Here is a 25,390-nt window from a genome sequence, read left to right on the forward strand (position 1 = left end):
TAAAGGATCATTATTTAACTGTTGTCAGTATCTCAGTTTTCTTATGATTTGTCAATACTATTTTCGTAAAATATTTAATGCATCTTCAAATACTTCTGGAATCGGTGCCTCAAACTGAATATATTCACCAGTACGAGGATGATCAAAGCCTAAAATACCTGCATGAAGTGCTTGTCCGTTCATATCTAATGTTTTCTTTGGTCCATACTTTGGATCTCCTGCAAGTGGATAGCCAATATATTTCATATGAACACGAATTTGATGTGTACGCCCTGTTTCTAAGCGACATTCTACAAGTGTGAAATCTTTGAATCGCTCTAACACTTGGAAATGCGTAACAGCATGCTTACCATTTTCATCAACCGTCATACTTTGGCGTTCTTTCTTATCACGAGCAATCGGAGCATCAATCGTTCCCTTATCGTGCGGAATAACACCGTGTACAATCGCTTTGTAACGTCTCGTTACTGTTTTTGCTACAAGTTGATTTACAAGTGATTCGTGTGCCATATCATTTTTAGCAACCATTAATAGACCAGACGTATCTTTATCAATACGATGCACGATACCCGGACGCATCACACCATTAATGCCTGATAAGTCTGTACAATGGTGCATAAGACCGTTCACAAGTGTACCACTTGTATGACCTGGTGCTGGATGCACAACCATACCACGCGGCTTATTAACAACAAGTACATCTGCATCTTCATAATAAATTTCTAAGTTCATATCTTCTGGCTGAATATCTAACTCTTCTGGCTCAGGAATCGTCACTGTAATTTCATCATTTTCTCTAACTTTATAATTCCCTTTTACAGCTTTTCCATTAACTGTAACAACGTCATCTTTAATCCATTGTTGTACTTGTGTACGTGACCATTCATTATTTATTCCTGCAACGAATTTATCAATTCGCTCGTTTTTTTGTTCTTCTGCAACTGTTACTTGTACTACTTCACTCATTCAATTACTCCTTCGTTTTCTTGCCTTCTAATAATGTTTGAATAATAATTAATACAACACCAATACATAATGCTGAATCAGCGATATTAAATACTGGATAGTTATACGAGAAAATATACACGTGAATGAAATCCACTACTTCTTGTCTAAATACACGATCAATAAAATTACCAATTGCTCCGCCTAAAATTAGACCTAATGAAATTCCTAGAAGCTTGTCTGTTTTTGCATATTTTTTCATATAAAATACGATAAATGCTACAAAAACGACTGTAATAATGTAGAAAAACCACATTTTATTTTCTAAAATACCCCAAGCAGCTCCTCTATTTCGATGTGATGTTATGTATAATACATTATCGATAATCGGAATACTCGTACCCAATTCCATGTTCTTTACAATTAGCCATTTCGATATTTGATCGATGGCAATGACAAATAACGCTATTACATAATATATCATTTTCATTTCCCCCACAAAGACAGTGTACCTCAAAATTTTAGCATAGCTGCCACCTTTTCACAATGAACCTTTATAGAAGAATAAAATAAATTAAAAAAAGGTAATATAATATCGTTGTGCACATTCATACATTTACTTTTTCATAGAAAAATTCATGAATGGTACGTGCAGTCGGCATCGTTTTCATTTGTTTTACCGACATTACTCTCCCTGTATCTTCACAAATACCATACATATCTATTTCCATTTTAAATAATGCACGTTCTACATCTTTTAAATCCTCTTTTATATCATGTAATAAAAGTTTTTTCTTTATCTCTTCCTTAATTTCATACCCAAGCTCTTCGCTAAACTCTGTATTATATTTGTACATAACCTCTTTAGCTAGCCTCTCTTGTAACTCTTTTCGCATCAATTGCAATTCTTCTTTGATTTCCATATACATTTCATTCACGTGTACATTCCTCCCAGTTGCAATGTACGATTAGTGTGTCCGAAATTTATATGCTTACCTCTCACACATTTTTCCTTCATAGGAAAGAGAGTGAAAGTTATTTCAATATACTGTTAACCAAAAAAATGACTGCACTTTACGTGCAGTCACCCCTTATTATTTTACATAATTTTCTTTAACAACCGTTGCACAACGCTCACATAATGTTTCATGTTCAGCATCTTTACCAATTGTTTCTGAAACTACCCAACAACGTTCACATGTTTCACCAGTTGCTTGAACAACAACAACCGCTGTATGTTCATACTTCGGTGCATCTGCTGGCGCTTCTTCCATCATGCCACCAAGTTTGTACTCAGAAACGATGAATAATTGCTTTAAGTCTTCGTTAATAGACTCTAACATAGCTTTCATTTCTGCAGTTGGATATAACGTAATACTTGCATTTAATGACTTACCGATTACCTTTTCATTACGAGCTACTTCTAACGCTTTTAATACGTCATCACGCAATGTCATAAACGCATCCCATTTTGTTTTTAATGCTTCTGCACCATCTAATTGTACAGCTTCTGGCATATCAGTTAATTGTACACTTTCTTCTGTTACACCTGGAATGTATGGCCATACTTCATCAGCTGTATGCGGTAAGATTGGTGTTACAAGTTTCGTCAATGCAACAAGAACATCATATAATACAGTTTGAATTGCACGACGATCTTCATGGTTCGCACCTTCAATGTATAAAATGTCTTTTGCAAAGTCTAAGTAGAATGAACTTAAATCAATTGTACAGAAGTTATGAATTGCATGATATACAGCAGCGAAGTCGTATGTCTCATATGCTTCTTTTACTTTTGTAATTAAGTCATTTAATTTTACTAACATGTAACGATCTACTTCACGAAGTTCAGCTATAGCTACTGTATTTTCACTTGGCTTAAAGTCGTCTAAGTTTCCTAACAAGAAACGGAATGTGTTACGGATTTTACGATACACTTCTGCTACTTGTTTTAAAATATCATCCGAAATACGTACATCAGATTGATAGTCAACAGAAGATACCCATAATCGTAAAATATCTCCGCCTAATTGATCCATAATTTTCTTCGGTACGACGATGTTACCAATCGACTTACTCATTTTACGTCCTTCACCATCTAATACGAAACCGTGGCTTAGTACGCCTTTATATGGCGCTTTTCCTGTTACAGCAACTGCTGTCGATAATGAAGAGTTAAACCAACCACGATATTGGTCAGATCCTTCTAAATATAAATCTGCTGGACGTTGTAAGTCATTGCGCTCTTCTAATACCGCTTGGTGAGAAGAACCTGAGTCGAACCATACATCCATGATGTCTGTTTCTTTACGGAATTCACCATTTGGGCTACCTGGATGTGTAAATCCTTCTGGTAATAGATCTTTCGCTTCACGCTCAAACCATACGTTAGAACCGTGTTCACGGAATAAATCAGCTACATGGTTAATTGTTTCATCCGTAATGATTGAATCACCATTCTCAGCATAGAATACAGGAATTGGCACACCCCATGCACGTTGACGAGAAATACACCAGTCACCACGGTCACGAACCATGTTATGAAGACGAGTTTCGCCCCATGCTGGTACCCATTTTGTTTCCGCAACAGCTTCTAATAACTCTTTACGGAATGCTTCAATAGATGCAAACCACTGTGCTGTCGCACGGAAAATAATAGGTTTTTTCGTTCTCCAATCATGTGGATATGAATGCGTAATGAATGTTAGCTTCAGTAATGCGCCTACTTCTTCTAATTTTTCTGTAATTGGCTTGTTAGCTTTATCATAGAATAAGCCTTCAAATCCAGGTGCTTCCTCTGTTAATACACCTTTATCATCAACTGGGCAAAGTACTTCTAAGCCATACTTTTTACCAACAATAAAGTCATCTTCCCCGTGTCCTGGTGCTGTATGAACACAACCTGTACCTGCATCTGTTGTTACGTGATCTCCTAGCATAACTAATGAATCACGATCGTAGAATGGATGCTTTGCAACTGTATACTCAAGCTCACTACCTTTTACTGTTTTCACAACTTCAGCGTTTTCCCACTCTAACGTTTTTGCAACTGTCTCAAATAGTTCAGAAGCAATAATATATTTTTCACCATTTACTTTTACAATAGCGTATTCAAGTTCTGGGTGAACAGAAATACCTAAGTTTGCAGGCAACGTCCAAGGCGTTGTTGTCCAGATAATGTATTTCTCATCACCTTCTAATACGTTCTTTCCATCTTTTACAGGAAATGCTACGTAAATAGATGCAGATTTTTTATCTTGGTATTCAATTTCAGCTTCTGCTAAAGCTGATTCACTCGTTGGTGACCAATAAACTGGTTTTTGTCCTTTATAGATATAACCTTTTTTCGCCATATCACCAAACACTTTAATTTGTTGTGCTTCATATGCTGGCTCTAAAGTAATGTATGGGTTATCCCAATCAGCACGTACACCTAAACGCTTAAATTGCTCACGCTGACGTTCTACTTGTTCATATGCATACTCTGCACATAACTTACGGAACTCAGCAACTGTCATTTCTTTACGCTTCACACCTTTATTTGTTAAAGCTTGTTCAATTGGTAAACCGTGTGTATCCCAACCTGGGACATATGGTGCACAGAAACCAGTCATTGATTTATAACGAACGATAAAGTCTTTTAATACTTTATTTAATGCATGTCCCATATGAATGTCACCATTCGCATATGGAGGTCCATCATGCAGTACAAATAAAGGACGACCTTTCGTATGTTCTTGTACCTTTTCATAAATATTCATTTCCGCCCACTTTTCTTGCATTGCAGGCTCACGTTTTGGTAAATTCCCACGCATCGGGAACTCTGTTTTTGGCATTAGTAATGTATTTTTGTACTCCATGCTCAATTCCTCCTTACATGTATAAAAGAAAGACCTAAAAAACGGAATAAAAAAGAGACTTTCTCATCCCAAAAAGGGACGAGAAAGTCTCCCGCGGTACCACCCTAGTAGATTCTATACGTACGTATACAATCCTCTTTATATTCTTAACGCGAATATACGCCTACGCTTACTCTATTTGTTCAGCGCGGAACTCCAGGGTGATATTCCCATTATCTCCTTATCCTGAGCTTACACCATCCTCAGTTCGCTATATAAGGTATGAAAAAGGTACTTATCCCTATCTTCGTTTTTCTTAATAAATATGTTGTTTAAAATTATATGTAATAATGAGAAAAACGTCAAGCTTACACTGTTTCTTCTTTTTTCAACAGCTCGTCTACTTCGTCTTCTAACTCAATTAGTTTATCCCAATCATCGTTGTTTAACATTTCAAGCTGTGTTTCTAATAACATACGGAAACGAGTGCGGAATACTTTCGCTTGTTTCTTTAGCTCTTCAATATCAAAAGCAACTTTTCTTGATTTTACTAAAGCTTCGTTAATAATACGGTCTGCATTCTTTTCAGCTTCACGTACAATTAATTTCGCTTCTTTTTGGGCATTACGTTTTACTTCTTCCGCTGCTTCTTGTGCAACAACGATAGATTTGTTTAACGTATCTTCAATATTAGAGAAATGATCTAACTTCCCTTCTAATTGCGCAACTTGTTCTTCTAAAGCTTTTTTCTCACGAATGACTAATTCATAATCTTTGATAATTTGATCAAGAAACTCATTTACTTGATCCTCATCATAGCCACGGAATCCGCGACCAAATTCTTTGTTATGAATATCTAATGGTGTTAACGGCACAACGCCACCTCCAAGTAGTTATCTAAATTTCCTCTTTCAATTATATCTTTTCTTCGACAAAATAGGAGGATTTCCTTCTAAAAAACCAATCATTTTAGTATACCATACAAAATTCTCCATTTGTCGCGCTTTGTTCTACCTTCTACAGAAAACAATTTACTGCGTCCATATCCTCTCACTGAAAAAACATCTCCTGGATAACATTCATAAGAGGTTTGCTCCACTGTTTTCCAATTCACTTTTACTAAACCATTTTTTATGAAAGGTTGTACTTTTTGCCTAGATATATGTAACATTTCAGCTAACATAACATCTAAACGAAGTGAAGAAACCGTTCCGGATTTCTCCCCCCACGTTTCTTGTATCTGTAGAATTTTTTCCCCTTGCACTGGTGATAAGGAGACTTTCACTTTTCCTATAGATTGTAAGTTCATCTCAATATAAGATACAACTTCTTTCGCGACTACAATTTGGGCACGATCTTCTTGAAGCAAAATATCACCACATTTTTCTCTCGTTAAACCGAGAGACATAAATGTACCTAATATTTGCCTATGCTCTAGCGTATAAAACTTGGAAGGATAGTCAATTTCCAATACTTCTACTTGAAATTCCTCTTCATTTATTACTAGATAGTCCGGATAAATGAGTGCTCTTTTGCGCTCTGCTTGAGACGTTGCACCATCAAATTGTACAGCAACATCTCCTTGTCCTATTACCATCGTGACAATTTGTTGTTGTCTTGGATCAAGAAAGTCTGTTAACTTCACTTGATGGTACTCTGCTGCTCGCTTCCACTCTAACACTTTATCCACAAAGACCACTTCATCAGGTCTAAAATGCTCGTAGATGCTCATGTATTTAACCTCTTACTATAAGAAATAGCCGAATAAAGTTACTAAACCACTTGTAGCAAGTCTCAACGCAAAAATCGCAACAAGTGGTGAGATGTCAATCATACCAAGCGGCGGAATAAATCTGCGAAATGGTTCTAAATACGGTTCACAAATACGGGCAAGAAAATCTCCGAAAGTTGATTCCTTTGCACCTGGGAACCATGATAGGAGAATGTAAATAATAAGTGCCCACGAGTAAATCTCGATAGCAGTAACTAAAAGCCTTAAAACTGTTTCCATGGCGTATTACCACCTCTTTATATTTGTGTCTTCTTCTTCACCGAATAACTCTGAAATTGCACCAACTATATCTACATTTTCAGGCGTACACATAAATGTTTTCGGTCCTATTTTTTGAATGTCCCCGCCTATAGCGTATACAGTACCACTTAAAAAGTCAACGATACGTACAGCTTGATCCGTAGACATTCGTTGTAAATTAATTACAACAGCTCGTCTACCTTTTAAATGGTCCGCAATTCCTTGCGCTTCCGAATATGTGCGTGGTTCTAATAAAACAACTTTTGAGGATTGCTTCGCTGTTTCAATGCTCACAACATTTTGTTTCGTTTGCGCTTTTGGAAACGTAACATCTTGTTGTTCTGGCGGATCTTGCTGCTTCTTCATGTCCGTTTGCTCCTTTTCATAACTATATTGAGCTGCTTCTTTTTCTTCAGGTGTATCAAAAAAGAAGTATTTTACTTTTGACCAACTCATAATAAGATTCTCCTTCCTTTTACGCTTTTCCTACTAAAATCGTCCCCAAACGAATGTATGTAGCACCTTCTTCAATTGCAATGGTGTAATCATTAGACATTCCCATTGATAATTCTTTACATGGCGCATGTAATAATTCTAACTCCTGCACCTTTGTTTGTAGCATACGTAATGTCTTAAAACAGCGTCTGATTTCTTCCTCTTCTTCTGTAAACGGAGCCATTGTCATTAGTCCAACCACTTCAATCTTATCCAATTCTTGCAAACTTTGAATAAAAGAAACGGTTTCTTCTATTGCCAATCCTTGCTTTGATTCTTCAGATGATGTTTTCACTTGAATAAAACATTTCACTTTCTTATCCGCACGTTTTTGAATTTCTTTTGCAAGTGAAAGACGATCTAATGAATGTAAATAATCGATTTCATTAATGATTTCTTTTACTTTTCTCGTTTGTAATGATCCAATAAAATGCCAATTCACTTTTGAACCGAAATGTTCATACTTCTGTAAGAAACCTTCATTTCTATTTTCACCTAAATCGATAATTCCTGCTTCAATTACTTCGTTTGTTTTTTCAATTCCTACCGTTTTTGTAACTGCAACGAGTTTAATATCTTGCAAAGAACGTCCCGCTCGCGCGCAAGATTGTTTAATTGCTTCGTTTACAGTTGTTAAATTTTTTTGTACTGTCACTTGCTTTCATCCTCCTTAAAACCTATGAAACTCAACATTCTCCCTGTCTTACCTTGATCACGACGATGAGAGAAAAACAGTTGTTCTTCACAGCTTGTACAAAGAGATGACATTACAATATTCTCTTCTTTTATGCCTGCTTGTACACATAATATACGATTAATTTCTTTTAAATCAATTGCGTACTGTCCGTCTGAAACTTTTTTATAAGGAACAGAACCGTTTACTACTTGCTCTGCTGCTGTTAACACTCGATCATCAACAACGTAACAACAAGATCCAATTGCTGGTCCAATCGCAACATGAATTTCATCACTCGAAATCCCTTCTGCATTCCATTTTTGAATCATTTCTTTTGCAATCTCTTTTACAGTCCCTTTCCATCCAGCATGCGCAAGTCCTATCATACCATGTGATGGTGCATAAAAATAGAGTGGAACACAATCCGCATAACAAGATGTTAAAAGAACATCATTATTAGTCGTATAAATGCCATCTGTTTTTGAAATGCCGTCTTCATATGAATAAACGCCACTTCCTTTTTCCTGTTGTCCTACTTTTTCAACATGATGATCATGAACTTGTTCAGAGCAAATCCAGTTTTCTAATGGTTTTTGTAACTTATTTGCTAAAATGCGTCTATTTTCATGAACGTTCTCGGCAATATCATTCACATGTAATCCTAAATTCATTGCATGAAAGGAGCCCGTACTTACCCCACCATCTTTTGTCGTAAATCCAGCAGTAATGTTTCCAAGTTCTTTCCACGCTTCTAAATACAGTATACCGTCCACATATTTAAATGGTTCTCTCATAAGGCTGCTCCTTTTAATTAAAATAACATAAAAAAGCATGGTACTTCCTGTCTATTTTACCATACTTTTATTTTTTCATAATCCTAACAGAAAAAAAAGAGGAATTTGTAATATTCTTTATGAAATTGTCGGTGTTTGTATTGATTCTGTTACAGAATTAACAGGATTTACTCTAACAAGTATGACATCTTCCCCAATTTTCACAATTTCTTTCCAAGGAATTACAATTTCTACGTCTTTCCCAAAAATCCCAAACATACGTGCCTGTTTAGAAATAATAATAGAATCGATCTTCCCTGTGTTCATATCAATTTCAATATCACCAATATTCCCCAGCCTTTTTCCGTCTGAAACATTTATTATATCTTTCATCTGCAATTCCGAAATTTGTATCACTTTCATCCTCTCCCTTATATATGACGAATCGAAAAAACATTGTTTCACAAATGAACAGGAAGCACCCTCTTACCAACCTCATATTATTTTCATTATATGAACACAACTATCCTACTATGAGCGCAAACAAACTATATGACATATAAAAAGGTCTCACCATAAATGGTGAAACCTTATCCTTGAATCGTCTTATTCATTTGTTTAATAGCTGATTTCTCTAAACGTGACACTTGTGCTTGAGAAATCCCAATTTCTTCTGCAACTTCCATTTGTGTTTTTCCTTGGAAGAAACGTTTTCGAATAATCATTTTCTCACGATCATTTAAACGCTTCATTCCTTCTTTTAGAGCTAACTCTTCAACCCACTGCTCGTCCTTTTGTTTTTCATCACTTAACTGATCCATAACAAAGATAGGATCCCCCCCATCGTTATAAATCGGCTCAAATAATGAAACTGGATCTTGAATTGCATCTAAAGCAAAAACGATTTCTTCATGAGTCACTTCAAGCACTTTTGCAATATCCATTGCTGTTGGTTCTTTTGAATTTTCTGCAATCAACTTTTCTCTTACTTGTAACGCTTTATACGCAATATCTCGTAAGGAGCGAGATACGCGAATCGGATTGTTATCACGCAAATATCTGCGTATTTCCCCAATAATCATCGGCACAGCATACGTTGAAAATTTTACATTTTGGCCTAAATCAAAATTATCAATGGATTTCATAAGTCCGATACAACCAACTTGAAATAAATCGTCAACATATTCTCCTCTGTTATTAAATCTTTGGATGACGCTCAGTACAAGACGTAAGTTTCCATTCACTAATTTCTCTCTTGCGCTTATCTCTCCACTTTGCATTTCACGAAATAATTTACGCATTTCATCATTTTTTAGTACGGGAAGTTTAGCTGTATCAACACCGCAAATTTCTACTTTGTTTCTCGTCAAAGTGTTCCCTCCTATCGGGAGTTGCTGTACAGTGTAAAGTATTTCCTTTGAAGGGGATTTTATGCATGCGGTTTTCTCTTCATTTTTCATTTTCGTTGTCTCTCCTCATACAACGAAAGAGAATAAGACCAGCCTACATAACGGCTGGTCTTATTCTTTACACCATTTTATTAAATTCTTTTCGTAACCTTTTTATGATTCTTTTTTCCAAACGCGAAATGTATGACTGTGAAATCCCAAGCATATCCGCTACATCTTTTTGCGTCTTTTCCTCTCCTCCAGCGAGCCCAAACCGAAGTTCCATAATTTGTTTTTCACGATCATTCAATTGATGTAATGCTTTCATTAGAAGATGACGATCAACAGTAGCTTCTAAATCTTTTGTAATAATATCATCGTCTGTCCCTAATACATCTGATAATAAAAGTTCATTCCCGTCCCAATCGATGTTAAGTGGTTCATCAAAAGAAACTTCTGAACGATTTTTATTATTGCGGCGTAAATGCATTAAGATTTCATTTTCGATACAACGTGAGGCATATGTTGCTAATTTTATTTTCTTTTCTGGATTAAATGTATTTACCGCTTTAATAAGCCCAATTGTTCCAATGCTAATCAAATCTTCAATATTTATCCCTGTATTTTCAAACTTTCTTGCTATATATACGACTAGCCGTAAATTACGTTCAATCAGTAACGACCTTGCCGCCTGATCTCCTTTTGGCAATTTATTTAATAAAACTTCCTCTTCTTCTTTCGTTAACGGCGGTGGTAACGCTTCACTTCCACCAATGTAATAAATTTCATCGGTCTTAATTCCTAATTTCAACAATACTTTATACCAAAGGTATACTAAATAAAATTTTAATTTCATCATATTATCCCGCCTCCCATTATTAAGCAATTACCATTTTTTGCGAAATTAACATTTTCGGATGCACAATACATTGATATTCTCCATTGGTTGACAACTGTTGTGTATTTAATCCAATCAATACTTTATTCACAACAATAGAACTACCTTCATGATAAATTTGTACACTTTCTGGCTTAATTGCCCATAAAAATTGATTCTCTACTCCTACTGCTCGGAAAGGAATTAAGCGTAATTTTGTCGCCCACCCAGAATCATTTTCTGGTATTTGAGGAATCTGTGTTTTGGAATAAATTTGTTCTGTTAACCAAGCTGGCAAACAATGTTCTAATGATGAAATATGCATAATCATAACAGGTGTTTTCGTTAACGGGTCGTAAAGTTGATTCCCACTATCAATTAAACCTGCGAGTTCTAGTTCCTCTTCAGCTAATTGAATTTTCAATTTCACAATTTGATCATAGTGTATTTTTGTAACCTCTACGCTTTCAATACGCTTTTTAGAAAAATAATAAATGATTGGAAAACCAAAAATAACGAACAACCAACTAATTGGGTCACCGTAAGAAATTGATTGAGATTGAACCAACCCATTTACCATTTCATTCGTTTGCAAAAAGAAATGAGTGCCCATTAATCCTCCGCCAACCATAAAGGTTACAAAGTAAAAAGTAAAAACAGTTTGTGCATAATTTCTAAATGTTGTAAACCCAAATGCTGTATACACAATAAGTAACGAGTACAGTAGTTTCATAATCGGATGTGTCATCATAGAAGCAAAAGGAGTAAAGGCAAAAATAACAATGGTTGAACCTATCAATGCCCCTAACACAAGCCTCCATCTTTTGATCTTCTTTTTTAACACGGTAGCCGTTAATAAAAGTAAAAGAAAATCAATGCAGGCGTTTAACAACCAAACAACGTCGGCGTAAACAACCAAACAATTCACCTCTTTTTTTAAGTTGAGACTAGTATAATGCATATCCAATAGGAAAGTGTGTCAATTTGCGGAGGTGTTTTTTTGTTATTTTGTGCTTTCTAGACATAATCTGTCGGTAAAAAATAAAAGTATATGTTTCATAGAATGCTATATACTTTTTACTTACATATAAAGTGAAACTTTAATCGCCACGCACCAATCGTGCTATCCGGCAAATAGCGGAATAGATTAAAATATATAAAATAAAAAAAGACCTGCTTAGGCAGATCTTTTCCCTGTATAAAACAAAAAAGGAGCATAAATGCTCCTTTTCTTTTATCGTCTACGACGATTACGTAAGAATGCTGGAATATCGATATCATCTGAATCTGAATGACGCTCATGTACAACTGGCTCTTCACGCTTCATTTCACGTTTTACTTCACGTTGTTTTGGTGGTTGAGCTACTGGCTGTTGCTGTTGTTGCGTGTGATTCACATTCGGACGGATAATTGGTTTTGGTGGTTGAGTTGCAATTGTATCATCAAAACCAGTTGCAATTACAGTTACAACGATATCATCTTTTAATCCTTCATTAATAACCGAACCGAAGATCATATTTACTTCTGGATCTGAAGCTGAAGCTACAATGTCTGCCGCTTCTTGTACTTCATATAAGCTTAAGTTAGCTCCACCCGTAATGTTCATGATAACACCTTGAGCTCCATCAATAGATGTTTCTAATAATGGACTAGAAATCGCTTTTTTCGCAGCTTCAGCAGCACGATTTTCTCCATTACCAGAACCAATACCCATTAAAGCAGAACCTCTATTAGACATAATTGTCTTTACGTCTGCGAAGTCTAAGTTAATTAAACCTGGTGTTGCAATTAAATCAGAAATACCTTGAACACCTTGACGTAATACGTTATCTGCTTCACGGAATGCCTCTAACATTGGCGTGTTTTTATCAACAATCTCTAATAAGCGATCGTTTGGAATTACAATAAGTGTATCTACATTTTCTTTAAATGCCGCAATACCAGATGCCGCTTGTGTTGCACGCTTACGTCCTTCAAATGTAAATGGGCGTGTTACAACACCAACTGTTAATGCACCTAATTCTTTTGCCACTTGAGCAACAACTGGAGCTGCACCAGTTCCAGTTCCGCCGCCCATACCAGCAGTTACGAATACCATATCAGCACCACGAAGTGCTTCTTGGATCTGTTCTTTACTTTCTTCTGCAGCTTTTTTCCCTACTTCAGGGTTTGCACCTGCACCAAGTCCACGTGTTAATTTTCCACCAATTTGCATTTTCGTTTCAGCTTTTGATAGATTTAATGCTTGTGCATCAGTATTCACAGCGATAAAGTCTACACCTTGTACACCGTGTTCAATCATACGGTTTACAGCATTGTTTCCGCCACCGCCGACACCGATAACTTTTATATTCGCTAATTGATCTTGAGTAGTATCAAACTCTAACATGTCGAAATCCCCCTAGAACCTCATTTTTCGTGTCCAATTTTAATCCCATAAATAACGGAATACACGTTTTACTTTTGACATCATACGGTCATCATTTTGATTATTATTGTTTTGATTACGCGTTTTTTGTTTCGCAGGTTGCTGTTGTACCGGCGTTGGAGCTGGTGCTGGTACTGGTTCAAAATGCTCTTGTTTTTCCTGCACATTTTTCCCACGCAACTTAGCTTTTTGATAAGAATGTTTAATTAATCCTACTCCACTTGTATATTGGGGCTCACGCACGCCAATATAATCAGGAGTTGCTATACGAACATTTTCATGTAAAATATCATATGCAAGATCAAGAACACCTGGCATAGAAGCAATTCCACCAGTTAGTACATAACCAGAAGCTACTTGCTTTACCCCTAACTTACGCACTTCATCTTGAACAAACATTAAAATTTCCTCTACACGAGCCTCTATTATATCCGATAATTCCAACTGAGAATATTGTTCTGTTTGATCGCTTCCCATAATAGGAACCGTAAACATCTCTTCTTCAGACGCTGTATCATAAAAAGCATGTCCATATTTCAACTTAATTTGATCTGCATTTTCTGTTGAAGTTTTCAACCCAATCGCAATATCTTTCGTTATATGGTCTCCACCTAATGGTAATACGCTCGTCGCTTGTAACTCTCCATCTTTAAAAATAGATAAAGTTGTAGATCCTCCCCCCATATCAACAAGGGCTACTCCTCTATTTTTTTCATCTGAAGATATAGCAACTGTTGCAGCCGCTAAAGGTTGAAGACAAATATCAACAATTTCAAGACCTGCTTTTTCTACACAACGAAGTAGGTTATGTAGTAAAGTTCTCGAGCCTGTAATAAGTGTACCTTCCATTTCTAATCTTACACCGATCATCCCGCGCGGATCGTTAATCTCGTCAAGACCGTCTACAATGAACTGTCGAGGTACCACATCAATAAACTCACGTTCTGGAGCAATTGACACAACTTGTGCTGCATCTAGAACGCGTAAGACATCTTCATTCCCGATTTCACGATCTTCATTTGAAACAGCGACTACTCCGTGACAAGGAAGTAGCTGTACCTGGTTTGCATTGACACCTACTACAACTTGCTCAATGTGGATTCCCACCATGCGCTCAGCTTGTTCAATTGCTTTTTTAATTGATCGAACAGTCTCGTCTATATCAACTATCGATCCCTTCTTTAAACCATTTGATTTTACATTTCCAACACCAATAATGTTTAAGCTGTCATTAACCATTTCACCAATGATGACTTTAACATTGGATGTACCGATGTCAAGACTAACATATATTTCATTGCTGTTCATTCTTTGGCACCTCCTTCTTTATTTATACCATACAACTCAATATATGGAACAACAATCGCAACTTTACTATTTATAAGAAAAATATTCAACGTCTTTATACGTTTCCCTTTTTTAACCCTATATTTTTCTTATTTTTATTTAACATTCATTTAAGAATATTGCAGTAAACTGTGAATAACTGCTTATCTTGAAATAATTCTATTTCAAGTGTAAAGATTACCGCCAAGTATAAGTCTACACTAAGATGTACTCATAGAAAAGTGAAACTTGTACCAATCCTAGTATGAATCTAAGAATTTTTACATATTTTTCATCAAATGAACCATTCTTGTAAATTCCTATGCACCAAGCAGAACGTTCGTTTCGTTTTTTTCTACAATAACGTAGTGAAAACTATCATTCTATTCTTTTTTTTCTTCTGCTCCTAACTCTTTCGTATACGCCCCTACTTCTAAGTCAATTAATACCTTTTTACCTGGCTCAATTGTTTTTAAGATAAGTGGATAAGCTTCCATACGTTTTGCGAAATTTTGAATCGTAGTGCTCACTTCATACCCTTCATTCATATATAAAGTAAGGTGGTCTTCATTCGCATTTGTCGGTGAATAACGAATTTCAGAAATAGACCTTAAAATAGTTGGTGTTAATTTTTCAAGCTCAGCAATTAACTCTTTCATTTTCTCCTCTTTAAAAGGTTCAAAAATTGGCGCTGCAACAGGAAGTTTTCCGTTCGGGAGTACATCAAGTGTTTTCCCGTTCTCTAATAACGGTTGTAATTTCCCATCTTTGTTTATATAACCAATCGTTAAATATTCTTCAATATGAACGTCAATTTTATTTGGAAAACGCTTCTTTACATTTACTGCTTTAATTTCTTTTCGTTTCGTTAAGTTTTCTTCTGCTTTATGTGCTGTCACTCGGAAATAACTTGTATCATATGTCACACCTGATTCCTTCATCACTTGTTCATCTGTCATATAATGATTTCCAAACACGCTTATCTTTTTTATATTGCTAAGCGGAGACCGAAAATAAATTAAAAAGAGAACTAATAAAAATAAAATTGATATGTATAAAATCAACCGATGATTAACATTTTTCTTGTTTTTTTTCTGTTGATTTTTTAACTTTGGTACACGATCCTGTAGTTTAATCACTTTACTATTTTTCATGTACGATCCCCCTACGTAACATAAAGAACGGCATGTTCCTCATGCCGTTCTTATCTTCTTATTATAACATAAATGATAATGAGCGGAACGAATAACCGTTATCTTCCAATGATTTCTACTTCTGTATGCATTTCTACGCTAAATTTATCCTTGATTGTTTGTTTTACTAATGCTATTAAAGATAATACATCTTGCGCGCTAGCTCCACCAGTATTAATAATGAAGTTCCCATGCATTTCAGAAATTTGAGCTCCACCTATTTGATAACCACGAAGCCCCGCCTTCTCTATTAAATCTCCTGCAAAGTATGGAATTGGATTCCGAAACACACTTCCTGCACAAGGGTGATTCCATGGCTGTGTTTCACGACGGTAATCTTTATTCTTTTGCATGACACTTACAATTCCCTCACGCTCTCCTATCTGCAATTGAAACTCAGCTTCCAAAACAATACCAGGACGTTTCGTTTGCAATACAGATGTACGATAGGAAAACTCCATTTCTTCATGCGTTAACCAGTCAATTGTTCCATCTTCAAACAAAATAAGAGCTTTTGAGAATATGTTTGATATATCCGATTTATGTGCTCCTGCATTCATATACACTGCACCGCCAACACTTCCTGGAATACCACTTGCAAACTCCAGACCAGCTAACCCTTGACGACTAAGTAAAGTTGATAATTTAATCAGGGGATACCCACCACCAACTCTTACTCTATGTTTTTCGACTTCTAAGTGGTCTAATCCTTCTCCTAAACGAATAACGACACCTTCTATCCCTAGATCAGATACAAGAAGGTTCGAACCGCGACCAATTACAGTCCACTTTGTTTTATATTTCTTTACTAACTGCAACGTTTTTTCAATACCGGCAACATGCTTTGGCACAATTAAAATATCAGCTGGTCCACCTATTTTCATAGTTGTATAACGTGCTAACGGTTCATCCACTAACACACGACCAACCTTTGCTTCTATAAGCTCATTTACTAATTGCTCCATAAACAATCTCCCCCATACTAAGCATCCTTATTACAGTAGTATGCAGGGCGTTCACCTAACGTTATTTTTTTACAAGCTTATTCATTACTTCATACAACTTATTTGCTGCATCTGGAATACCTAATTGCCCAGCAGCAAGCTTCATATTTTGTAATGTTTGTGCATCTAATAAAATCTCGTCAATATCACGAATAAGTGTTTCAGCTGTTAAATCTTTTTCAAGCAACATTTTTGCTGCTCCTTTATCGACAACAGAACGTGCATTTTTTTCCTGATGGTTATTTGTTACATAAGGACTCGGAATTAACACACTTGGCTTACCTAACGCTGTTAATTCTGCAAGTGTTGTTGCTCCAGCTCTTGAGACAACAAGGTCTACACCTGTAAGTACTTCTGGCATATTATGAATGAAAGGTTTAATAATAACATTATTCGGGTTCCCTTTTTGCTTCACTGCATCCATCACTTTGTCGTAATGAACTTCACCTGTTACATACAATATTTCGTAACTTTTATTTCCAAACTGTTCAATTGCCTCTACGAAAGCATCGTTAATTGGTCTAGCCCCACGGCTGCCACCAAAAATAAGCACGGATTTTTTAGGAAGAGATAAACCTACTGAACGTTTTCCTTTCATTCCATTTTGATCCATTACTTCTGACGCTCGTGGGTTTCCAGTCATGACCACTTTTGACTGCGGAAAATGTTCTGCAGCCGCTTCAAAACAAACTGCAACTTTATCAACATAGCGGCTTAAAAATTTATTCGTTACACCAGGTACACTATTTTGTTCATGTACAATAGTTGGAATACCTAATTTTGCCGCAGCATATACAACAGGTCCACATACATATCCACCTGTTCCAATTACAATATCTGGATTGAAACGACGAATATATCGTTTACTATCTTGTACACCTTTTAGAAAACGCATCACCGTTTTCACGTTATCTAACGATATTTTACGCTTAAATCCACTTATAACAATAGATTGAAACGGTATACCTGCTTTGGGCACGATTGTGCTCTCTAATCCATTCTCCGTACCAATATATAAAAACCTTGCTTCCGGATTTAATTTTTTTATTTCTCTTATTAAAGCAAGAGCCGGATAAATATGACCTCCAGTGCCCCCACCACTTACTAATACACGCACTACTAACTCCTCCGCTTCTCTTTTTCTTATTACAGTCGTATTTATTTCTATATACATATTGTTTCTTCGTACACATACGAAAAACCCTGTCTTATAAAACAGGGTTTAGTAGCGAGAATGGCGACTTATATTTAATAATACACCTACTGCCATTAACATTAATGTCAAACTTGATCCACCATAACTTAAAAACGGCAAAGTAATACCCGTAACAGGCATCAATCCTGTTACAACACCAACATTAATCATTACTTGAATCGCAATCATCGCCACAATACCTACTGCTAAAAACGTACCATATAAATCTGGCGCTCCTAAAGCTATACGAATCCCACGCCATAATAATAGACTAAATAATAATAACACAAATGAACCACCAATAAAACCTAATTCCTCGGATAAGATTGCAAATATAAAGTCTGTTTGCGGTTCAGGTAAATAAAGAAACTTTTGTCTACTTTGTCCAAGTCCAAGCCCGAATAATCCACCTGGTCCAATTGCGAGTAACGATTGAATAATTTGAAATCCACTTCCAAGCGGATCTGACCACGGGTCTAAATATGATGTAATACGTTTCATCCGATACGGTGCTGATGCAATTAGCCCTACAAATCCTGCTACACCAAGCAAACCAAACATTGCAAAGTGAAAGACTCTTGCTCCTGAGATAAATATCATAACGATACATGTCCCAACCATTACCGTCCCTGTACCAAGGTCGGGCTGTAACATAATCATTCCGAAAGCAAGAAATACAAAACCTAAAGCTGGTAGTAAACCACGTTTAAAAGAGGTAATTAATTTTTGTCGTTCCGCTAAAAATTTCGCTAAGAAAATAATCATCGCAAACTTCATAAATTCGGACGGTTGAATGGAAAATGCCCCGATTCCAATCCAACTTCGCGCTCCTCCTCGAACAAGACCTACTCCAGGAATAAGAACGAGAATAAGAAGAATGAAGCAAACTAGCAAAATTACTTTTGAATACGTACGCCACACCCAATAATCAATTTTCATAATAAAAAACATAGCCACTACACCAAGACCTGCGAATAGCAATTGCCTTTTTGCAAAAAAGAATGAGTCCCCCATTTTATAAGAGGCCCAAACCGCACTCGCACTATAAACCATAATCATTCCGATTGTTAACAACGCAAGTGTAACGATGATAAGAATAAAATCAGGCGTTTTCTTCATTACCCATAAACACCACCTCTTTAGGCAGAAACTTTTGCCCTATGTAACAAAACATCAGTAGGTGTTAGCCTACTGATGTTTTGATTTACTTTATATAAGTTTATGCACAGCTTGTATAAAAATGTCTCCTCTTTCTTCAAATGTTTTAAATTGATCCCAGCTTGCACATGCTGGAGAAAGAAGAATTACATCGCCATCTGTAGAATGAGCATAAGCTTTCACTACAGCTTCATCTAAAGTATCGACACTTTCAATTGTATCTAATCCCGCTTTTTCTGCAGCTCTTACTAATTTTGGAGCTGTTTGTCCAAATGTTACAATCGCTTTAACATTTTTGAAATACGGAATTAAATCATCGAATTCATTTCCACGATCCAGCCCACCTGCTAATAACACAGTCGGTTGTGTAAACGCAGATAAAGCTTTCTCTGTCGCTAACATATTCGTTGCTTTTGAGTCATTATAAAACTTACGGTTGTTTATAGTTGTTACGTATTCTAAACGATGTTTTACACCTGTAAAACGTTTTAAAACTGCCGTAATCGCTTCATTAGAAACACCCAATAATTTTGCGATACTCATCGCTGCTAAAATATTTTCTAAATTATGTTGACCAGGTAAAACGATATCGCCTACTTCAACAACTTTTTCACCTTTAAAATAAAGAGCATTATCTTTTATACACGCACCATCTTCAATTTCTTTCGTTGTTGAGAACAGTACTTTTTGACCTTTACTATAAGCAGATAAAGCCATCACATCTGCATCATCTGCATTTATTACACTAAAATCATTTTCTGTTTGGTTTTTAAAAATATTCGCTTTTGCTAAACCATATTCTTTCTTCGTCCCATGATAATCTAAGTGGGCCTCAAATAAATTTAAAAACGCAGCAATTTTAGGTTGGAACAATTCTACTCCCATCAATTGGAACGATGAAAGTTCTGTAACTACAACTTCATTTTCTTTCGCATCCTGTGCAACTTCACACGCTACAGTTCCAATGTTTCCTGCAATTACGGGATGCTTTTGTCCTTCTTTTAGCATTTCAAATGTAAGCATTGTCGTCGTCGTTTTACCGTTAGACCCCGTAATCCCAACAAATGGTGCTTCTGAAATACGATATGCTAATTCAACTTCCGTAACAATTGGAATTTGCTTTTCTTTCGCAGCAACTAATATTGGATTAGAATACGGGATTCCTGGATTTTTTACTACAAGAGAAATATTTCTCTCTAATAATTCTAAAGGATGACCACCGCATACAACATCCATTCCTTTTGCTTGTAATTCTGCAGCAAGTACATTCTCTGCTAAAGGCTTTCCGTCATTTACAATAACATTTGCCCCTAACTTTTGTAGCAATGTAGCTGCTGCATAACCACTTTTTGCAATGCCTAATACAAGAATATTCTTATTTTGAAATTCAGTTACAGTTTTCAATTACATCCACACCCCGATATAAATTCCTAACACAGCTAATAAAAATCCTACAGACCAAAACGTCACAACAACACGCCATTCTGACCAACCACATAATTCATAATGATGGTGTAATGGACTCATTTTAAAGACACGTTTTCCTGTTGTTTTAAACGAAATAACCTGAATAATAACCGATAAAGTTTCCATTACGAATACTCCGCCAATGATTACAAGTAGCAATTCTTGTTTTAATAAAATTGCTACAGCTGCAATGGCTCCACCTAAAGCTAATGAACCTGTATCTCCCATAAACACTTTTGCTGGATTCGCATTGAATACTAAAAATCCAAGTACAGCTCCTACAACTGCCATACAGAATATCGCTACTCCAAATTGCTCTTGTGCCACAGCAATTATACTAAATGCTCCAAATGCAATAGCAGCTGTTCCTGATAATAAACCATCTAAACCGTCAGTTAAGTTAACTGCATTTGATCCACCAATAAGCATAAATAGTACAAGTACAAAATACGCCCAACCTAATTCAAACTTAACATCCGTTCCCGGAATCATGATGTATGTGTGGAACGCTTGCCCTTTTCCAATTAAAAAGAACGCAATAGCAATAACAAGCTGACCTACTAATTTTTGTTTTGATGTTAAACCAAGATTTCTCTTCTTAACTACCTTTATGTAGTCATCTAAAAATCCAATCAATCCGTAACCAAATGTCACTAATAGTAATAACGATACCTCTGCACCTAAATGATTAAACTTAATCGCCATAATAAGTGAAGTTACCATCATAGATACGTATATGACGATACCACCCATTGTCGGTGTCCCTGATTTTTTTTGATGTGATTTTGGTCCCTCATCACGAATACTCTGTCCGAACTTTAATTTTCTTAAAAATGGAATAAACAATGGCGAAAGGGCAACAGAAATTAAGAATGCTACCCCAGCCGTTACTAATAAACCTTGCTCAAGCACATGTAGTCCTCCTCTCACGTTGTTACTCTTCGTTGTTTAAACGCTCTGTAATTGCTTCTTTAGCGATTTCACGATCATCAAAATGATGAACATCTTTACCAATAATTTGATATGTTTCATGACCCTTACCAGCAATAATGATAATATCTTCGGCTTTTGCGTTAGCAATTGCATGGTATATCGCTTCTTTTCTATCAATAATTACTTCATAATTTTTTCCATTTGCACCATGTACCATATCATCTAAAATAGCTCCTGGCTCTTCACTTCTTGGATTATCTGAAGTGTAAATGGCGTGAGTTGCATATCGTGTTGCAACACTTGCCATGATTGGTCTCTTCGTTCTATCTCTATCACCGCCACAACCGACGATGCAATATACGTCACCTTTTGCAAACTGTTTTGCTGTTTTTAATACATTTTCTAAGCTATCTGGTGTATGTGCATAATCAACAATAACTGTATAATTTTGTCCACCATCAACTACTTCAAAACGTCCTGGAACTCCAGCTAGTTCCTTTATTACATCAATGATTGTTTCTAAACTTACACCAGAAACAAGTCCTGCCGCTGTCGCAGCTAGTACGTTATATACATTAAATTTCCCAATTAATTTCATCGTAACATTTACACTCTCATACGGTGTTACAAGCGTAAATGTAGTTCCACCACTTGTCATAACGATATCTTTTGCCATAACATCACTTGTTGTATCAATTCCATACGTTACAACAGTTGCTGCAGTACTTCTCATATATTCCGCTGTTACAGCATCATCGTTATTCAATACCGCGTATTTTTCACGATTATGATTATAACTATTGCCAAGTTGCGCAAATAGCAACCCTTTTGCATGTTTATATTCTTCCATCGTTTTATGATAGTCTAAATGATCTTGTGTTAAATTTGTAAACACTGCTACATCGTAATCACATCCGTGTACACGGCCAAGATCTAAAGCATGTGACGAAACTTCCATTACTGTGCTATCCACACCGTGTTCAACCATTTTTGCAAACGTCTGTTGAAGTGTTAGTGCATCTGGTGTTGTATTTTTCACCTCAAATGTTTCATCACCGATTTTCATATTAATCGTTCCAATTAGCCCCGTTTTATGACCATGTGCGCGCATAATCTCATCCATAATATGCGATGTTGTTGTCTTTCCATTTGTACCTGTAATACCGATTAAATGTAACTTGTGTGTTGGTTGACCATAAAAATAATCAGCTAAAACCGCTAACGAACGAAAAGTATTTTTCACAAGTACAACTGGAACGTCAACATCAATTGGTCTTTCCGCAACAATAGCAGCCGCTCCTTGTGCCGCTGCTTGCTTAGCAAAATCATGGCTATCAACCGTATATCCTTTCATACATACAAATAAGCTTCCTTCTTTCACTTTACGTGAATCAGCTTCTATAGATGTGATTTCTGGATTTTCTTTTGGAACAACTGGAAAATCATGCAAACATGATACAAGTGTATGCAACTTCATTTCACTAAACCCTCTCTACATTGTGTATTTATCTCTTTTATTAATAAGCAACACGTTACCTCCTAATTATGTAAAATAGGAGGTAAGTGCTACTGTGTCTAATAAATAGACCTATTTATAACCGAGACTCTTGCGGTCTCAAATTAAGTAACTCTTCTATAAAGAACTCACTTCCACCAATTGTACCATAAAACGTACTAGGTTACCTTTAATTCCCGAAGTAAATTCTAATTTTTGAGCCTTCTTTCACTTTAGCTCCTGCTTCCGGGGACTGTTTAATGACTTTCTCTCCATCTCCGCTTATATCAAGCTTCAAATCAACGAGTTGCGTCTGTAAGTCTTTCTTTTTCATACCAATTAAATTCGGAACTTCCACAGTTGGTGTATCGCCCCATTTATATTCTCTCTCAACTTGTTCTTTTCTCGGTTTCACTCCCATAACAGGAAGTGCATCCCGCAGAATATTCCCAACAATTGGAGCTGCTACTACTCCACCAAATTGCGTTACACCTTTCGGATTATCAACAGCAACATATACAACAATTTCCGGATCATCTGCTGGAGCAAAACCGATAAAAGATACGATATAATTATTCTCTAAATATTTACCATCTTTCACTTTTTGAGCCGTACCTGTTTTTCCGCCTACACGATACCCATCAATGAAAGCACCTTTACCAGATCCCTTTGCTACAACATTCTCTAATGCATACCGAACTTTTTCTGAAGTTTCCTTGGAAATAACTTTTCTTTTTTCCACAGGTGTCTTTTTACTTACAACTTGATTGTTTTTCGGATCAATAAATTCTTTAGCTATATACGGTTGATACAATGTTCCACCATTTACAGCTGCTGCTACCGCCGCCACTTGTTGAATTGGCGTAACAGAAACACCTTGACCGAATGAAGTTGTTGCTTGCTCGACTGGACCGACTTTGTCTAAATTAAATAAAATCCCACTACCTTCACCTTGCAGGTCGATTCCGGTTTTTTGTCCAAAGCCAAAATTACGAATGTATTTAAACAATCGATCTTTACCAAGACGATCACCCAGCTCGATAAATCCTGGGTTACAAGAGTTTTGAACTACTTCTAAAAACGTTTGGCTACCATGGCCTCCTGCTTTCCAGCATTTCAATCTTGCTCCACCAACTTCAGCTGCTCCATCATCATAAAACGTATCTTTCTCTAAGTCTACTAAATTTTCATTCAAAGCTGCGGCTAACGTAATGATTTTAAATGTTGAACCAGGTTCATACGTACTCCATACTGGCAAATTTCTATTGTACACTTCTGGAGAAACACTTTGAAAATCTGCCGGATCAAAACTCGGCCGACTCGACATACCTAAAATTTCACCATTTTTCGGATTCATCGCAATCGCAATCATACCATCTGGATTATATGTCGACTCTGCGATATTCATTTCTCTTTCCATAATTCTATTAATACGTGCATCAATTGTTAAGCCTAAATTCAAACCAGCTTCTGGTTTTTTGAAATCATCGCCAACATTAGGCATCCTTTGCCCTTTTGCATCTGCAAAAAAGCGCACATGACCTTCATCACCATTCAGTTCTTTATCATAATATTTTTCTAGTCCCATAAGACCTTGGTTATCACTACCTGCAAACCCTAATACGTGTGATAAAAAGTTGCCAAATGGATAGTACCGGATAGAGTCCTCTGCGATATAAACACCTTTCAAACTTAATCCTCTTACCTCTTTCGCCTTATCATGTGATATTTTCCTTCCGCCTTTATCTAACCTTACAATTGATTCTTTTTTTGTAATCCTCTTATAAATCTCATCTTTTTCCACACCTAATACTGCAGCTAACTTCTCTGCAGTCTCTGCTGGTTTTTCAATTTGCCTCGGTACAACAAAGACAGTTGGAGCACTTTTATTCGTGGCAAGTTCCACACCATTTCGGTCTAAAATTTTTCCACGTTCAGGTTCAAAAGTAATATTACGACTCCATGAATCTTTCGCACGATCCGTTAACATATTCCCAAGAAAAAATTGCACATATCCAAGACGAATATCGATGATAGTGAAAATAAGTATACCTGATATGAGTATAAAAATAAGTCGTTTTCTAACTGTTACATTTGATACACGCATATTGGAACAAGCCTCCCTTACGCCTAGCTTGTTCCAATATATGCTTGTACTTATTTAAT

24 protein-coding genes and 1 other annotated feature are annotated in these 25,390 nt (G+C 36.3%); all 24 genes read right to left on the minus strand.

The window, feature by feature from the left end; translation table 11 throughout:
* Positions 1-57 precede the first annotated feature (57 nt).
* The 24 genes from MR070_RS00810 to MR070_RS00925 all read right to left on the minus strand — a co-directional run bounded on the left by MR070_RS00810 (position 58) and on the right by MR070_RS00925 (position 25,331).
* Positions 58-966 carry an RluA family pseudouridine synthase gene (locus tag MR070_RS00810; RefSeq protein WP_000005838.1) on the minus strand — a complete coding sequence of 303 codons (909 nt, stop codon included), beginning with the start codon at positions 964-966 and terminating at the stop codon, positions 58-60.
* Between the two features lie 4 nt (positions 967-970).
* Positions 971-1,429, minus strand: coding sequence for a lipoprotein signal peptidase LspA (lspA, locus tag MR070_RS00815; protein WP_000642177.1), 459 nt, complete (start codon positions 1,427-1,429; stop codon positions 971-973).
* A 124-nt stretch (positions 1,430-1,553) separates the two neighbouring features.
* Complete coding sequence (locus MR070_RS00820; protein ID WP_001004664.1) at positions 1,554-1,883, minus strand: TraR/DksA C4-type zinc finger protein; 330 nt, start codon at positions 1,881-1,883, stop codon at positions 1,554-1,556.
* Positions 1,884-2,039: 156 nt separating this feature from the next.
* Positions 2,040-4,805 carry an isoleucine--tRNA ligase gene (gene ileS2, locus MR070_RS00825; protein WP_242260382.1) on the minus strand — a complete coding sequence of 922 codons (2,766 nt, stop codon included), beginning with the start codon at positions 4,803-4,805 and terminating at the stop codon, positions 2,040-2,042.
* Positions 4,806-4,876: 71 nt separating this feature from the next.
* Positions 4,877-5,101: a binding site (T-box leader), on the minus strand.
* A 51-nt stretch (positions 5,102-5,152) separates the two neighbouring features.
* Entirely contained in the window at positions 5,153-5,659 is a 507-nt protein-coding gene (gene divIVA / locus MR070_RS00830; protein ID WP_001131612.1) for a septum site-determining protein DivIVA, read from the minus strand.
* 89 nt (positions 5,660-5,748) lie between these two features.
* Positions 5,749-6,516, minus strand: a complete 768-nt coding sequence (locus MR070_RS00835; protein WP_000029725.1) for a YlmH family RNA-binding protein — start codon at positions 6,514-6,516, stop codon at positions 5,749-5,751.
* Between the two features lie 15 nt (positions 6,517-6,531).
* Positions 6,532-6,795 (minus strand): YggT family protein, encoded by a 264-nt coding sequence (locus tag MR070_RS00840; RefSeq protein ID WP_000450919.1) that lies wholly within the window; start codon positions 6,793-6,795, stop codon positions 6,532-6,534.
* 6 nt (positions 6,796-6,801) lie between these two features.
* Positions 6,802-7,272: a cell division protein SepF gene (locus MR070_RS00845; protein ID WP_000119138.1), complete on the minus strand. Its 471-nt coding sequence runs from the start codon at positions 7,270-7,272 to the stop codon at positions 6,802-6,804.
* 19 nt (positions 7,273-7,291) lie between these two features.
* Positions 7,292-7,966: a YggS family pyridoxal phosphate-dependent enzyme gene (locus MR070_RS00850; protein ID WP_044791556.1), complete on the minus strand. Its 675-nt coding sequence runs from the start codon at positions 7,964-7,966 to the stop codon at positions 7,292-7,294.
* Positions 7,963-8,781: a peptidoglycan editing factor PgeF gene (gene pgeF, locus MR070_RS00855; RefSeq protein WP_001209002.1), complete on the minus strand. Its 819-nt coding sequence runs from the start codon at positions 8,779-8,781 to the stop codon at positions 7,963-7,965. The genes MR070_RS00850 and pgeF overlap by 4 nt, the downstream gene beginning before the upstream one ends.
* A gap of 117 nt (positions 8,782-8,898) precedes the next feature.
* The gene (locus MR070_RS00860) at positions 8,899-9,183 is read right to left on the minus strand and encodes a YlmC/YmxH family sporulation protein (RefSeq protein WP_001998116.1); all 285 of its coding nucleotides are present in this window, start codon (positions 9,181-9,183) and stop codon (positions 8,899-8,901) included.
* 167 nt (positions 9,184-9,350) lie between these two features.
* Positions 9,351-10,130 carry an RNA polymerase sporulation sigma factor SigG gene (sigG, locus tag MR070_RS00865; protein WP_000197753.1) on the minus strand — a complete coding sequence of 260 codons (780 nt, stop codon included), beginning with the start codon at positions 10,128-10,130 and terminating at the stop codon, positions 9,351-9,353.
* 157 nt (positions 10,131-10,287) lie between these two features.
* Entirely contained in the window at positions 10,288-11,007 is a 720-nt protein-coding gene (gene sigE, locus MR070_RS00870) for an RNA polymerase sporulation sigma factor SigE (RefSeq protein ID WP_000976948.1), read from the minus strand.
* Positions 11,008-11,026: 19 nt separating this feature from the next.
* Positions 11,027-11,944: a sigma-E processing peptidase SpoIIGA gene (spoIIGA, locus tag MR070_RS00875; protein WP_242260384.1), complete on the minus strand. Its 918-nt coding sequence runs from the start codon at positions 11,942-11,944 to the stop codon at positions 11,027-11,029.
* Positions 11,945-12,259: 315 nt separating this feature from the next.
* A complete protein-coding gene (gene ftsZ, locus MR070_RS00880) occupies positions 12,260-13,414 on the minus strand; it encodes a cell division protein FtsZ (protein ID WP_000888991.1) in 1,155 nt (384 codons plus the stop codon).
* Between the two features lie 39 nt (positions 13,415-13,453).
* On the minus strand, positions 13,454-14,761 hold the full coding sequence (gene ftsA, locus MR070_RS00885; RefSeq protein WP_001087553.1) for a cell division protein FtsA: 1,308 nt from the start codon (positions 14,759-14,761) through the stop codon (positions 13,454-13,456).
* Positions 14,762-15,162: 401 nt separating this feature from the next.
* A complete protein-coding gene (gene divIB / locus MR070_RS00890; RefSeq protein WP_000798232.1) occupies positions 15,163-15,933 on the minus strand; it encodes a cell division protein DivIB in 771 nt (256 codons plus the stop codon).
* 98 nt (positions 15,934-16,031) lie between these two features.
* Complete coding sequence (murB, locus tag MR070_RS00895) at positions 16,032-16,937, minus strand: UDP-N-acetylmuramate dehydrogenase (RefSeq protein WP_000437033.1); 906 nt, start codon at positions 16,935-16,937, stop codon at positions 16,032-16,034.
* 61 nt (positions 16,938-16,998) lie between these two features.
* Complete coding sequence (gene murG / locus MR070_RS00900) at positions 16,999-18,093, minus strand: undecaprenyldiphospho-muramoylpentapeptide beta-N-acetylglucosaminyltransferase (protein WP_001265415.1); 1,095 nt, start codon at positions 18,091-18,093, stop codon at positions 16,999-17,001.
* A gap of 105 nt (positions 18,094-18,198) precedes the next feature.
* Complete coding sequence (gene spoVE, locus MR070_RS00905; protein WP_044791554.1) at positions 18,199-19,290, minus strand: stage V sporulation protein E; 1,092 nt, start codon at positions 19,288-19,290, stop codon at positions 18,199-18,201.
* A 90-nt stretch (positions 19,291-19,380) separates the two neighbouring features.
* Positions 19,381-20,733 carry a UDP-N-acetylmuramoyl-L-alanine--D-glutamate ligase gene (gene murD / locus MR070_RS00910; protein ID WP_242260386.1) on the minus strand — a complete coding sequence of 451 codons (1,353 nt, stop codon included), beginning with the start codon at positions 20,731-20,733 and terminating at the stop codon, positions 19,381-19,383.
* Positions 20,734-21,708 (minus strand): phospho-N-acetylmuramoyl-pentapeptide-transferase, encoded by a 975-nt coding sequence (gene mraY, locus MR070_RS00915; RefSeq protein ID WP_000893058.1) that lies wholly within the window; start codon positions 21,706-21,708, stop codon positions 20,734-20,736. It lies immediately after the preceding gene.
* A gap of 22 nt (positions 21,709-21,730) precedes the next feature.
* Positions 21,731-23,206 (minus strand): UDP-N-acetylmuramoyl-L-alanyl-D-glutamate--2,6-diaminopimelate ligase, encoded by a 1,476-nt coding sequence (murE, locus tag MR070_RS00920; RefSeq protein WP_000766299.1) that lies wholly within the window; start codon positions 23,204-23,206, stop codon positions 21,731-21,733.
* A 208-nt stretch (positions 23,207-23,414) separates the two neighbouring features.
* Complete coding sequence (locus MR070_RS00925; protein WP_001266227.1) at positions 23,415-25,331, minus strand: stage V sporulation protein D; 1,917 nt, start codon at positions 25,329-25,331, stop codon at positions 23,415-23,417.
* Positions 25,332-25,390: the final 59 nt, after the last annotated feature.

The organism is Bacillus cereus group sp. BfR-BA-01453 (genome assembly GCF_022662915.1).
Classification (GTDB): domain Bacteria; phylum Bacillota; class Bacilli; order Bacillales; family Bacillaceae_G; genus Bacillus_A; species Bacillus_A paranthracis.